The 12,861-nt window shown below is 65.8% G+C and carries 10 protein-coding genes; 4 read left to right on the plus strand and 6 right to left on the minus strand.

Annotation, left to right across the window (positions count from 1 at the left end; genetic code table 11):
• On the minus strand, nt 1–829 hold an 829-nt coding region (locus tag Q0627_RS11855; protein ID WP_298810094.1), incomplete at its 3' end, for an extracellular solute-binding protein.
• A gap of 111 nt (nt 830–940) precedes the next feature.
• The gene (locus Q0627_RS11860; RefSeq protein WP_291012498.1) at nt 941–2,017 is read right to left on the minus strand and encodes a sn-glycerol-3-phosphate ABC transporter ATP-binding protein UgpC; all 1,077 of its coding nucleotides are present in this window, start codon (nt 2,015–2,017) and stop codon (nt 941–943) included.
• A gap of 220 nt (nt 2,018–2,237) precedes the next feature.
• Between Q0627_RS11860 and glpX the strand changes: the two genes are divergently transcribed.
• From glpX to Q0627_RS11875, 3 genes are all read left to right on the plus strand, one after another.
• On the plus strand, nt 2,238–3,233 hold the full coding sequence (gene glpX / locus Q0627_RS11865; RefSeq protein ID WP_291012501.1) for a class II fructose-bisphosphatase: 996 nt from the start codon (nt 2,238–2,240) through the stop codon (nt 3,231–3,233).
• Between the two features lie 231 nt (nt 3,234–3,464).
• Complete coding sequence (locus tag Q0627_RS11870; RefSeq protein ID WP_291012503.1) at nt 3,465–5,162, plus strand: fumarate hydratase; 1,698 nt, start codon at nt 3,465–3,467, stop codon at nt 5,160–5,162.
• Between the two features lie 134 nt (nt 5,163–5,296).
• A complete protein-coding gene (locus Q0627_RS11875) occupies nt 5,297–6,697 on the plus strand; it encodes a class II fumarate hydratase (protein WP_291012506.1) in 1,401 nt (466 codons plus the stop codon).
• 72 nt (nt 6,698–6,769) lie between these two features.
• Here Q0627_RS11875 and Q0627_RS11880 read toward each other — a convergent pair whose 3' ends face one another.
• The 4 genes from Q0627_RS11880 to Q0627_RS11895 all read right to left on the minus strand — a co-directional run bounded on the left by Q0627_RS11880 (nt 6,770) and on the right by Q0627_RS11895 (nt 12,165).
• Nucleotides 6,770–7,642: a L,D-transpeptidase gene (locus Q0627_RS11880; RefSeq protein WP_291012508.1), complete on the minus strand. Its 873-nt coding sequence runs from the start codon at nt 7,640–7,642 to the stop codon at nt 6,770–6,772.
• A 213-nt stretch (nt 7,643–7,855) separates the two neighbouring features.
• The gene (locus Q0627_RS11885; RefSeq protein WP_291012510.1) at nt 7,856–9,160 is read right to left on the minus strand and encodes a PhoH family protein; all 1,305 of its coding nucleotides are present in this window, start codon (nt 9,158–9,160) and stop codon (nt 7,856–7,858) included.
• A 379-nt stretch (nt 9,161–9,539) separates the two neighbouring features.
• Nucleotides 9,540–10,847, minus strand: a complete 1,308-nt coding sequence (gene glyA / locus Q0627_RS11890; protein ID WP_291012512.1) for a serine hydroxymethyltransferase — start codon at nt 10,845–10,847, stop codon at nt 9,540–9,542.
• A 58-nt stretch (nt 10,848–10,905) separates the two neighbouring features.
• Entirely contained in the window at nt 10,906–12,165 is a 1,260-nt protein-coding gene (locus tag Q0627_RS11895; protein ID WP_291012514.1) for a DUF885 domain-containing protein, read from the minus strand.
• A 133-nt stretch (nt 12,166–12,298) separates the two neighbouring features.
• Between Q0627_RS11895 and coaA the strand changes: the two genes are divergently transcribed.
• A partial coding sequence (coaA, locus tag Q0627_RS11900) for a type I pantothenate kinase (RefSeq protein ID WP_298810107.1) occupies nt 12,299–12,861 on the plus strand: 563 nt, incomplete at its 3' end.

The raw sequence follows: 12,861 nt of genomic DNA on the forward strand, positions 1-12,861 counted from the left end.
AGGCGTAGGCCGACTCGCCGCCGACGAAGGACAGGTTGGTCTCCTCCTCGGTGAAGCCGGTGGCCTTCTTGGGGATATCACCCTTCTTGTAGGCGTCGACCAGCGCGGTCAGGCCTTCCTTGGACTTGGTGGAGTTGACCTCGGGGGTCTTACCGTCGGAGCCGACGACCTGGCCGCCCCACGAGTGGATGAACTGGCTGGAGTTGACGGTCAGACCCTCGTACTGCTTGAGCTGGGTGACCAGGCAGTCGACCTTCTTGGCCTTGGCCTTGGCGCAGCTGTCGGTGAGCGCGGCCCAGTTCTCGGGGGCCTTGTCGCCGACGATGTCCTTGCGGTAGTAGAGCAGCTGCGCGTTGGTATTCTGCGGGCCCGCGTACAGCACGTCGCGGTAGGTGGCGCTCTCGACCGTCGCGGGCAGCAACCCGGCGGTGTCGAGTGCCAGGTCGCCGGTGAGCGGTTCGAGCCAGCCGTTGGCGGCGAACTCCGCGGTCCAGGTGACGTCGAGTGCCATCACGTCGAATTCGTCATTGCCCGCCTGCAGCGACTGCACCAGACGCTCACGCGCGTCGTCGGCCTCGCCGGGCAGTTCGACGATCTCGACCTTTTCGTCGGCGTGGGACTTGTTCCACGAGTCGACGATCGGGCGGATGATGTCGAGGTCGTTCTTTCCCATGGCGAACGAGATGGCGCCGCGGCCATCGAGGTTCTTGCCGGCCGCGTCGTCGGCGCTGTCACCGTCGTCCGAGCAGGCCGAGAGCACCAGCGCTGATGCCACCGAAAGCGCAACGGCGAATGTACCGCCGCGTCCAAACCGGGTCCTCGTACCCATAATTCTCCTGTTCACAGGTCTGATCAGAGTTTTCCCCACACAGGGCATGACGAGCAGGTCGCAGGTCACACCAAGTTCACGGAAAGTATCACATACCCAACGTGACGTGGCTTACAAACGCTTACCGGTGATCGTCGAGAACAAATGCACCCGGGCGATGTCGACGGCAAGACTCAACCGGTCCCCCTTGTGCGGCGGATAGCGCCAATCGGCACGAGCCACCAGCGAAACCTCGTCGCCGAGCAGTTCGGTGCGGCCGTACAGGAACGCGTCCGAGCCGAGTTCCTCGACCACATCGACGTCCACGGGCAGGGACTGCGGCACCGACCGGCCGTCGACGATGGCCAGATCCTCCGGGCGCACACCCACGACCACCTGATCGGCGTCGAGACCGGATGCCGGCAGCGGGATGTGGGCGCCGCCGAGCTCGATCCCACCCGCTCCCACCGGCACGGTGAACAGATTCATCGCAGGTGATCCGATGAATCCGGCGACGAACAGATTGTCGGGTTTGGCGTACAGTTCGCGCGGGCTCGCGCACTGCTGCAGCACACCGCTGTTGAGCACGGCCACCCGGTCGCCCATCGTCATCGCCTCCACCTGGTCGTGGGTGACGTATACGGTGGTCACGCCCAGACGCCGCTGCAACTGCGCGATCTGCGCGCGGGTCTGCACCCGCAGTTTGGCATCGAGGTTCGACAACGGTTCGTCCATGCAGAACACCTGCGGCTCACGCACGATCGAGCGGCCCATCGCCACCCGCTGCCGCTGACCGCCCGACAGCGCCTTCGGCTTACGGCCGAGATAGGGAGTCAGGTCGAGCATCTCGGCGACGGTCGCGACCTTCTGCTGGATGTCCGGCTTTGCCATCCCGGCCATCTTCAACGGAAAGCCCATGTTGTCGGCCACCGACATGTGCGGGTAGAGCGCGTAGTTCTGGAACACCATCGCGATGTCACGGTCCTTGGGGTCCAGGCCCGTGACGTCGTTATCGCCGATGAGGATGCGCCCGCTCGAAACGTCTTCGAGTCCGGCCAACATCCGCAGCGACGTCGACTTGCCGCACCCCGACGGACCGACGAGCACCAGGAACTCACCGTCGGCGATCTCCAGACTCAACGAATCCACCGCGGGCGTATCCGACCCCCGGAACAGGCAGGTGGCGCCGTCGAATGTGACCGAGGCCATGGGCTCTCCTTCATATCCGTCCGTGACGGAGGCGACGAACGGTGACCAGATGTGTGCAGTGACTCCCGTGGAGAATCTATACCGCGACCGGGCCGCCGGACGCGCACGGGCCGTGTGCCGCGGCGCACCCGCGATGTCGTCGGGCATTCCTGACGTGGGAGTATGGGAGAACCGCACGGTGCCAGCACGCTCCCCCGCACGCCCTAGGAGGCCGACTCTCATGTCCGAATCAACCCACCAGGCTCCCGATCGCAACCTGGCCATGGAACTGGTCCGGGTCACCGAGGCCGCGGCGCTGGCCGCCGGTCGCTGGGTCGGCCGCGGTGACAAGAACGGCGGCGACGGCGCGGCGGTCGACGCGATGCGCGAGTTGCTCTCGACGGTGTCGATGCGCGGCGTCGTCGTGATCGGCGAGGGCGAGAAGGACGAGGCGCCGATGCTCTACAACGGCGAAGAGGTGGGCAACGGCGACGGCCCCGACTGCGATGTGGCGGTCGACCCGATCGACGGCACCACGCTGATGGCCGAGGGCCGGCCCAATTCGATCGCCGTGATCGCGGTGAGTGAGCGCGGCACCATGTACGACCCGTCCGCGGTGTTCTACATGAACAAGATCGCGGTCGGTCCGGAGGCCAAGGGCGCCATCGACATCGACGCGTCGGTGGAGTGGAACGTCAAGTCGGTGGCCAATGCCAAGGGCATCGACGTGGGCGACCTGACCGTCGTCGTGCTCGACCGTCCGCGGCACGCCGACCTGATCAGCGAGATCCGCGCCGCCGGCGCCAAGATCCGTCTCATCTCCGACGGCGACGTCGCCGGCGCGATCGCCGCGGCCGGCGACTACTCCACCGTCGACATGCTGATGGGCGTGGGTGGCACGCCCGAGGGCATCATCACCGCCGTGGCGATGAAGTGCATGGGCGGGGAGATCCAGGGCAAGCTGTGGCCGCGCGATGAGGCCGAACGCCAGAAGGCCCTCGACGCCGGTCACGACCTGAACAAGGTCCTCACCAACGACATTCTGGTCGCCGGCGAGAACGCCTTCTTCTGTGCCACCGGCGTCACCAACGGCGACATGCTCCGCGGGGTCACCTACCGCCGCAACGGCGCCACCACCCGTTCGCTGGTGATGCGGTCCAAGTCGGGCACCATCCGCCGCATCGAGGCCGTGCACCAGACCGCCAAACTGCGCGAATTCGCCCGCATCGACCTCTGAGACGATGGGGGACCACACCTCATGATCCCCGAGGCCGACAGACATGACCACCCCCGCGAACAGAGCAAGCGACGCGACCACACCTCTTGATCCCTGAGGCCGAAGCGACGAAGGAGCGAGGGTCTCGAAGGGTCCGGTGAGACGCCCGCATGATCGATCCACCTCGGATGCAAGTTAGGCTAGGCTTCTCATAGTCGCAGGTCAGCGGCCTGCGGTTATACGATTCGCCCTGTGAGTACAGCCCAAGCTCCCGAGTTCCGCTATTCCGATCTCCTGCCGATCGGCGCCGATGACACCCCGTACCGTCTGATCACGACGGACGGGGTGTCGACGTTCGAGGTCGACGGTCGCACATTTCTGAAGGTCGCCCCCGAGGCCCTGCGGAAGCTCACCGAGGCGGCGATTCACGACATCAGCCACTATCTGCGGCCCGCCCACCTGGCCCAGTTGCGCAAGATCATCGACGATCCCGAGGCGTCGGGCAACGACCGGTTCGTGGCGCTGGATCTGCTCAAGAATGTGAACATCTCGGCCGGTGGCATCCTGCCTATGTGCCAGGACACGGGCACCGCCATTGTGATGGGCAAGAAATCCGAGGGCGTAATCACCGGCGCCGACGACGGTGAATGGATCTCGCGCGGCGTCTACGACGCATACACCACGCTGAATCTGCGCTATTCGCAGAACGCGCCGCTGACGATGTTCGAGGAGAAGAACACCGGCACCAATTTGCCTGCGCAGGTGGAGATCTACGCCACCGAGCAGGGACCGAAGGGCCCCGAGTACAAATTCCTGTTCATGGCCAAGGGCGGTGGGTCGGCCAACAAATCGTTCCTGTTCCAGGAGACCAAGGCCATTCTGAGCCCGAACAAGCTCCTCGACTATCTCGATCAGAAGATCCGCTCGCTGGGCACCGCCGCCTGCCCGCCCTATCACCTGGCTGTGGTGATCGGCGGCACATCGGCCGAATTCGCCTTGAAGACAGCGAAATACGCTTCTGCGCACTATCTCGACACGCTGCCCACAGAGGGATCGATGTCGGCGCACGGCTTCCGCGACACCGCGCTCGAGGAGGAGATCTTCAAGCTCACCCAGTCGTTCGGCATCGGCGCGCAGTTCGGCGGCAAATACTTCTGCCACGACGTACGCGCCATCCGGCTGCCGCGGCACGGGGCGTCGTTGCCGGTGGCCATCGCGGTGTCCTGTTCGGCCGACAGGCAGGCGCTCGGCAAGATCACCGCCGACGGCGTCTTCCTCGAACAGCTCGAAACCGATCCGGCACAGTACATGCCGGATGCGGGTGTGTCGGAAGAGATCGAGGGCGGCGCGGTTGTCGAGATCGACCTGAACCGCCCGATGCCGGAGATCCTCGCCGAACTCACCAAGTATCCGGTCAAGACCCGCCTGTCGCTGACCGGTCCGCTGGTGGTGGCCCGCGACATCGCGCACGCCAAGATCAAGGAACGTCTCGACGCCGGCGAGCCGATGCCCGACTATCTGCGCGATCACCCCGTCTATTACGCCGGTCCGGCCAAGACCCCCGAGGGCATGGCGTCGGGCTCGTTCGGCCCCACCACCGCCGGCCGGATGGACAGCTACGTCGAGCAGTTCCAGGCCGCGGGCGGTTCGATGGTGATGCTGGCCAAGGGAAATCGGTCCAAACAGGTCACCGATGCGTGCGACTCGCACGGCGGCTTCTATCTCGGATCGATCGGCGGTCCGGCCGCCCGCCTGGCCCTCGATTGCATCAAGAGCCAGGAGATCATCGAATACCCCGAGCTGGGAATGGAGGCGGTGTGGAAGATCGACGTCGAGAACTTCCCCGCGTTCATCGTCGTCGACGACAAGGGCAACGACTTCTTCACCGATCCCGGTGGCGCGGTGACGGTGCCCCTGGGTGGTGTCCGCGTCCGCTCCCGCGAACGCTGAACCTCGGGTAGTGGCTCTCACGCGGTGGATCGGAGTCGACAGGTGGCTCCGATCCACCGCGTAGCCGTCTCCGGCGACGGTATAACGTGGGTAAGGTCAACCTAACTACCCGCCGGCCGGAGGATCAGCGCACCATGACCGAACCGCAGTACCGCATCGAGCACGACACCATGGGTGAGGTCAAGGTCCCCATCGACGCGCTGTGGCGGGCGCAGACGCAGCGCGCCGTCGAGAACTTCCCCATCAGCTTCCGTCCGCTCGAGCGCACCCAGATCCGTGCGATGGGCCTGCTCAAAGCCGCCTGCGCACAGGTCAACAAGGACCTCGGCCTGCTCGACGCCGAGAAGGCCGAGGCGATCATCGCCGCCGCCACCGAGATCGCCGCCGGCTTGCACGACGACCAGTTCCCCATCGACGTGTTCCAGACGGGCTCGGGCACGTCGTCGAACATGAACGCCAACGAGGTGATCGCGACGATCGCCAAAAACAACGGCGTCGACGTGCACCCCAACGACCACGTCAACATGTCGCAGTCCTCCAACGACACCTTCCCCACCGCCACCCATGTGGCGGCCACCGAGGCTGCGGTCACCGACCTCATCCCAGCCCTCGATCATCTGCGGCTGGCATTGCTGGAGAAGTCGACTCAGTGGCGTGAGGTGGTCAAGAGCGGCCGCACGCACCTGATGGATGCCGTACCGGTGACCCTCGGTCAGGAGTTCGCCGGCTACACCCGGCAGGTCGAGGCCGGTATCGACCGGATCACCGCCACCCTGCCACGCGTGGGCGAACTGCCGATCGGCGGCACCGCCGTGGGCACCGGACTCAACGCCCCCGACGGATTCGGCACCAAGGTGGTCGCCGAGCTGCGGAAGCTCACCGACGTCGACGCACTGGCCCTCGCCAAGGACAATTTCGAGGCGCAGGCGGCGCGCGACGGGCTGGTGGAACTGTCCGGGCAGCTCAAGACGGTCGCGGTGTCGCTGACCAAGATCGCCAACGACGTGCGGTGGATGGGTTCGGGTCCGCTCACCGGCCTCGGCGAAATCGCACTGCCCGACCTGCAGCCGGGTAGCTCCATCATGCCGGGCAAGGTCAATCCCGTTCTGCCCGAGGCTGTTACGCAAGTGGCGGCGCAGGTCATCGGCAACGATGCCGCGGTCACCTGGGGCGGCGGCAACGGCGCGTTCGAGCTGAACGTGTACATCCCGATGATGGCGCGCAATGTGCTGGAGTCGATCAAGTTGCTGGCCAACGTGTCCCGGCTGTTCGCCGACCGTTGCATCAGCGGCCTGGTGGCCAACGAGGATCGGTTGCGCACTCTCGCCGAGAGTTCACCGTCGATCGTGACCCCGCTCAACAGTGCCATCGGTTACGAGGAGGCCGCGGCCGTGGCCAAGCAGGCACTCAAGGAGGGCAAGACGATCCGGCAGACGGTCATCGACCGCGGCCTCATCGGCGAGAACCTCAGCGAAGCCGAACTCGACGCACGCCTGGACGTACTCAAGATGGCGAACGTCGACCGCAAACGCTGATCTGACACAAAGAGAAACTCCCATCCGGGGCGACAATCGCCGTCCCGGATGGGAGTTTCTTTTGCGCTGGGGCTACCTGCTGCTGCCGGACAATCCCGGGATCAGGGAGAGGAAGAAGTTCACCAGATCACCGAAGCCGTTGCCCTCGCTGCTGCCGAGGGTGGTGCCGGGGGTGTTGGCGGTCTCGTCGGTGGGCGTGCCCTTGTTGACGCCGATCACGATCTTCGGATTCTTGGCCGGATCGAGCCAGCGCAGGATGTCACGCATCGCGCCTTCTTCGATGGCGACACATCCTTCGGTGGGCTGATTGTTGCTGGCATGCAGGAACATCGCCGACCCCTTGCCGGGAATACGCTGCGGATTGCTCGCGATATTGACTGCGTAGTTGTACACCGCACCCATGTCGTAGAGGTTCTCGCTACCGGCGCCGGGGCTCGTCGCCGAACGGACATGAGAGTTGTAGGTGGGCGAGTTCATGTTGCCGTCCCACCAGTCCCGCGGCGTCACCTGGAAGTACGGCATCGCGGTACCCGGGTTGGCTTTGAGGCCGAACGCCTGGTCGAGGGCGAAGGTGCCCTTCGGGGTGCGGGGCACGTTGTCCTTGGCCTCCCCGATACCCTTCGAGCCGAGGTAGGCGGTCATCGGGCCGTAGATGGGCTTCCAGGTACCGGTCGTATCGCGTTCGAACGCGGTCAACTGACCTTTGGTGTCCGATGCCTTGGCGGCCGACACCACGATCACCTGCTGTGTCTGGTTGGGGCCGACCTTCTCCGTGTCCTGACCGGTACCGAGAAGGTTGTCGGCGAGGCTGTTGAGCACGGAGTCGAGCTCGGGAATGCCGGTCTTGGGCAGCACCGACTTCGACGGCGTGGACGGGGTGCCCGAGGGCGCCGCCGCTGCCGAACCCATACCGCCCAGTACGACGGCGACGAGACCGATTGACATCAGTCCCACAAACCTCACAAACATCATCTGCCACTTCTGCACCAGGTCAGTGTGCCAGATCCCGCGTGTCGATGCACCCCGATACGGTCACGGACCGGTATAGATCCCCGGAGCACGCGGGCCTTCCCCTCCCCCAAACAAGAACCGCCCTCCACACTGCCGCCACCGGAATAGTGCATCGGTGCGGCCGTGGAGGGCGGTTAATGTCCGTTCTTACAACCCCGCGCCGGGGGCGAACTCCTCCAGCATCTCGGTGACCAGCGCCGCGATCGGGGAGCGCTCACTGCGGGTGAGGGTGACGTGTGCGAACAGCGGATGGCCCTTGAGCTTCTCGATGACCGCGGCCACTCCGTCGTGCCGGCCGACGCGCAGGTTGTCGCGCTGGGCCACATCGTGGGTGAGCACCACTCGGGAGCCGGATCCCAAGCGCGACAACACCGTCAGCAGTACGTTGCGTTCCAGGGACTGCGCCTCGTCGACGATGACGAACGAGTCGTGCAGTGAGCGTCCGCGAATGTGGGTGAGCGGCAACACTTCCAGCATTCCGCGGCTCAGCACCTCTTCGATCACCTCGGGTGATGCCAAGCCTTCGAGGGTGTCGAAGACGGCCTGGGCCCACGGCCCCATCTTCTCCGCCTCGCCACCGGGAAGATAGCCGAGCTGTTGTCCGCCAACGGCATACAGCGGTCGGAAGACCACGACTTTGCGCTGGGTACGACGTTCGAGAACCGCCTCCAGACCCGCGCACAGGGCGAGCGCGGATTTCCCGGTACCGGCCTTACCACCGAGGGAGACGATGCCGACGGACTCATCGAGCAACAGATCCAGGGCGACTCGCTGTTCGGCCGAACGTCCGTGCAGCCCAAACGCTTCGCGGTCACCGCGTACCAATTGCACCTGTTTGTCCGGATTTACCCGCGCCAGTGCGCTGGATGTGTTGCCCAGCAACCGAATACCGGTGTGGCAGGGCAGCTCGCGGGCGGTATCGAGGTCGACGACGCCCTCGGCGAACAGGGTGTCGATGACGTGCGAGTCGACGTCGAGTTCGGTCATTCCCGACCAGCCCGATACCACCACGTCCTGCGCGTGATACTCGTCGGCGTCGAGGCCGACTGCACCGGCCTTGACGCGCAGCGGGGTGTCCTTGGACACCAGCGTCACGTCGCTGCCTTCGGCACGCAGGTTGAGGGCACACGCGAGGATCCTGGAATCGTTGGAGTCCGTGCGGAATCCGGCGGGCAGAACCGCGGGATCGGTGTGATTGAGCTCCACCTGCAGGGTTCCGCCGTCCTCACCGATCGGGATCGGCAGATCGAGGCGTCCGTGTTCGAGCCGGAGGTCATCGAGCAGGCGCAGGGCTTCGCGGGCAAACCAGCCGAGTTCGTGATGGTGGCGTTTGCCTTCGAGTTCGCTGATCACGACCAGTGGCAGAACCACATGATGCTCGGCGAACCGTGTGACTGCCCAGGGATCGGACAGCAGCACGGAGGTGTCGATGACGTAGGTACGTGTGGTCACGTCGAACTCCTACGTTTGTGTGGCACCCACACAAACCAGTTGGCGGCGACCGGCCGGTTCTATGGCCGCACCCGGCATGCGCCGGATGGACCGAGGACCGGGGCCGGTCCTCTCGCGCTGTTGGTACAGACCACGTTCGAACCTCCCGGACGAACCGCTTCCACGCGGCCCGTCACTGGCCAACGTACGCGTCACGCGGCGGTTCGGCTCGCCAAAAAGCGTGTGTTCGCGTGAATTTCGCGTTACGGGCCCGTATCCTGGGCACCAAGACAGCCCGCGGTTGCCCCACGGATATTTACGCGTCCACCCGCATGTTCGCCGAGGTCACGGCGTCCTTCAGCCCGCGAGGGCGGCCGGTTCCCGGATGCGTCGGTCCCGGTCAGATGCGGCTCATCAGGCCCCAGTCCTCAAGTCCGTCGTACAACGGGAAATCGAGAGCCAGCTGGGAGACGCGGGCCCGCAGGGCCGTCACGTCGGCGTCGGCACCCGCTGCGAGCGCGGTGCCGATGATGTCGGCAACCTCGGTGAACTGCTCGTCGCCGAAGCCGCGGGTGGCCAGGGCGGGGGTGCCGATACGCAGGCCGGAGGTCACCATCGGCGGGCGCGGATCGAACGGAACGGCGTTGCGGTTGACGGTGATGCCGACCTCGTGCAGCAGATCCTCTGCCTGCTGGCCGTCGAGTGCGCTGTTGCGCAGGTCAACGAGCACCAGGTGCACGTCGGTGCCACCGGTGAGCACCGAGACACCGGCCTTGGCGACATCCTCACCGGTGAGCCGGTCGGCGAGGATCTTGGCACCGGACAGAGTGCGGCGCTGACGCTCGGCGAACTCCTCGGTGCCGGCGATCTTGAGGGCAACGGCCTTGGCCGCGATCACATGCATGAGCGGGCCGCCCTGCTGACCGGGGAAGACGGCCGAGTTGAGCTTCTTGGCCCATTCCTGTTTGGCCAGGATGAGACCCGAGCGCGGACCGCCGAGTGTCTTGTGCACGGTCGAGGACACCACGTCCGAATGCGGGACGGGTGAGGGATGCAGACCGGCGGCGACCAGCCCGGCGAAGTGCGCCATGTCGGTCCACAGGTAGGCGCCCACCTCGTCGGCGATCGACCGGAACGCGGCAAAGTCGAGCGTGCGCGGGTAGGCCGACCACCCGGCGACGATCACCTTGGGTTTGGTGTCGAGGGCGATCTTGCGCACCTCGTCCATATCGACGCGGAAGTCCTCTTTGCTGACCCCGTAGAAGGCGTTCTCGTACAGCTTGCCCGAGAAGTTCAGCCGCATCCCGTGCGTGAGGTGGCCGCCGTGGGCCAGGTCGAGGCCGAGCAGCGTCTCACCGGGCTCCATCAGGGCCTGCAGCACGGCGGCGTTGGCCTGGGCACCCGAATGCGGCTGGACGTTGGCGAAATCGGCGCCGAAAAGTTCCTTGGCGCGGGCGCGGGCGATGTCCTCGACGACGTCGACGTGTTCGCAGCCACCGTAGTAGCGGCGTCCCGGGTAGCCTTCGGCGTACTTGTTGGTCAGGACGCTGCCCTGGGCCTGCAGCACCGCGCGCGGCACGAAGTTCTCCGACGCGATCATCTCCAGCGTGTCACGCTGACGGCTGAGCTCTCCGGCCATCGCAGCGGCCACATCGGGATCGAGCTCGGCGAGGGAAAGCGCATTCACGGAATCAGGGTTCTGCGTCATGCCGAACAGTGTAGATTGCGCCCCGACCGGCCTATTTACACGCCTCCCGACTTGTCCGCTACCCGAGTTCGGCCCGCAGCGACGCCGGAATGAGGGGCTCGTCGAGCAACCGGCCGAACCTGCGCAGCCGCTCGTCGTCCCTGCGCAGCCGCTCCTCATCGCTGACCGCCACGTCCAGCCAGGTGTCAAGAAGCCGGTAGCCCTCGACATAGGTGGAGATGTAGGCCCGCCACAGCGGCGAGGTCAGGAACCGCAGCATCTGCCGGGCCCGTTCGGGTGGGGCGAGCAGCCAGCGTTGCAGGTAGGCCGCCGCGTCGTCCTCGCCGCGACCCTGGTCGTGCAGCAACAGTGCCGCGTCCTGGCGCACCGACAGCAGGTCGGCGGTTGCCCGGCCGACACGGGTGGCGCGGTCGGCGTCGAACCGCAATCCCAGGTCGGCGTAGATCTCCTGCGCCCACGACGGCCAGCCCGGACCGATCGCGGCCTTCAGCGCGTGGTCGGCCAGCCCCTCGGCCATCAGGCACTGCGGCGTGTTGACCAGGAAGATGGTCTGCTCGCGCTGCCCGCCGCCGACGAGGAGTTGCTCCTTGCGACAGTGTTCGGTGTGGTGGCCGGGGTAGGCCTCGTGCGCGATGAGGTTCGGCAGATTCGACATGTGTTGTGTGAGATCGGTGTTGATCGCCACCTTCGACCGGAAGTCGCCGAGGTAGTAGTTGAATCCGGACCACGGTTTGTCGCCCACCACCTCGAACTCGACGATCTCGGAGTCGGGCAGCGGGAAGATCGCCCGCACCCGTTCGCGCAGTGCGCCGCTGAAGGCACGGACGCATTCATCGACGCGGTTCGCGGGAATCTCGTCGGCCCGCCGATACACCGCATAGGCCTCGGCCAGACGTTCACCGTCGGCGCCGGGCACGTCCAGCGCGACGGCCAGCCGCTCGTGGGCGTCGCGATAGCGTTCCGGGTCGGCGAGGCTGATGTCGACGTCGAAGTAACTTTTTACCTCATCGACGAAGCCGATGTCCTCGCCGGCGAACTTGCGTGCCGAACATTCCAGCGCCCGCAGGTGCGCGGCAACGAAATCGGCCCGTGCGGACTCCGGTTCACCGGACAGGCGCGTCAGCAGTGACCGGGCGCGTCGTGCCAGTTCCGCCGGCTGCGGGGCCGGGGCACCGGCCACCTCGGCACGCAACACCGGGTCGCCGGTGTAGGCGTCGACGAAGCCTTCTTCGAGCCTGTCGAATGCCAGACCGAGGCGCAGGTAGTCGTCGACGAGATCGCCGGAAAGATCGTCGGCGTATACAGCGGCAGCGTCCATACTGTCGCAGGCTACCGACCGCGCCGGAAAGCCGCCGATCGGTGGGGTTCTACACTGTCGGAATGTCGAGACCGGCAAGAACAACCGAGACCCCCGTCTGTTCGTGTCGTCCCCTGCCCGGGGACCGCGGCTGATGGGGCGTCCGGGGACCGACCGCGACCCGAGTCTGTATCTGGAACTCGATCGCAAGCAGTGGCGTGACCTGCGCAGATCGATGCCAATGGTGCTCAACGAGCACGAACTCGAACAGCTCACCGGCCTCGGTGAGCAGATCGACCTCACCGAGGTCGCCGAGGTGTATCTGCCGCTTTCGCGTCTGATTCATCTGCAGGTGGCGGCGCGACAGCGTCTGTTCGCGGCCACCTCCACGTTCCTCGGCGAGCGGCAGACCAATCGGCAGGTGCCGTTCGTGATCGGTATCGCCGGCAGTGTGGCCGTCGGCAAGTCGACGACCGCCCGAGTGCTGGCCGCATTGCTGGCGCGGTGGGAATCCCATCCCAAGGTCGATCTGGTCACCACCGACGGCTTTCTGCTGCCGACAGCTGAGATGCAGCGCCGGGGCATCATGCACCGCAAGGGCTTTCCCGAGTCCTATGATCGCCGGGCGCTGTTGCGATTCGTCACAGAGGTCAAGTCGGGTGCCCGCGAGGTGACCGCACCGGTGTATTCGCACATCACCTACGACATCGTGCCCGA

Origin of the sequence: uncultured Gordonia sp. (genome assembly GCF_937858515.1) — a bacterium.
GTDB lineage: Bacteria > Actinomycetota > Actinomycetes > Mycobacteriales > Mycobacteriaceae > Gordonia.

Excerpts from the sequence above, each read along its gene's own strand:
- Q0627_RS11860 (WP_291012498.1), bottom strand. The coding sequence starts at position 2,017 with ATGGCCTCGGTCACATTCGACGGCGCCACCTGCCTGTTCCGGGGGTCG.
- glpX (WP_291012501.1), top strand. The coding sequence starts at position 2,238 with ATGTCCGAATCAACCCACCAGGCTCCCGATCGCAACCTGGCCATGGAA.
- Q0627_RS11875 (WP_291012506.1), top strand. The coding sequence starts at position 5,297 with ATGACCGAACCGCAGTACCGCATCGAGCACGACACCATGGGTGAGGTC.
- Q0627_RS11880 (WP_291012508.1), bottom strand. The coding sequence starts at position 7,642 with ATGTCAATCGGTCTCGTCGCCGTCGTACTGGGCGGTATGGGTTCGGCA.
- glyA (WP_291012512.1), bottom strand. The coding sequence starts at position 10,847 with ATGACGCAGAACCCTGATTCCGTGAATGCGCTTTCCCTCGCCGAGCTC.
- Q0627_RS11895 (WP_291012514.1), bottom strand. The coding sequence starts at position 12,165 with ATGGACGCTGCCGCTGTATACGCCGACGATCTTTCCGGCGATCTCGTC.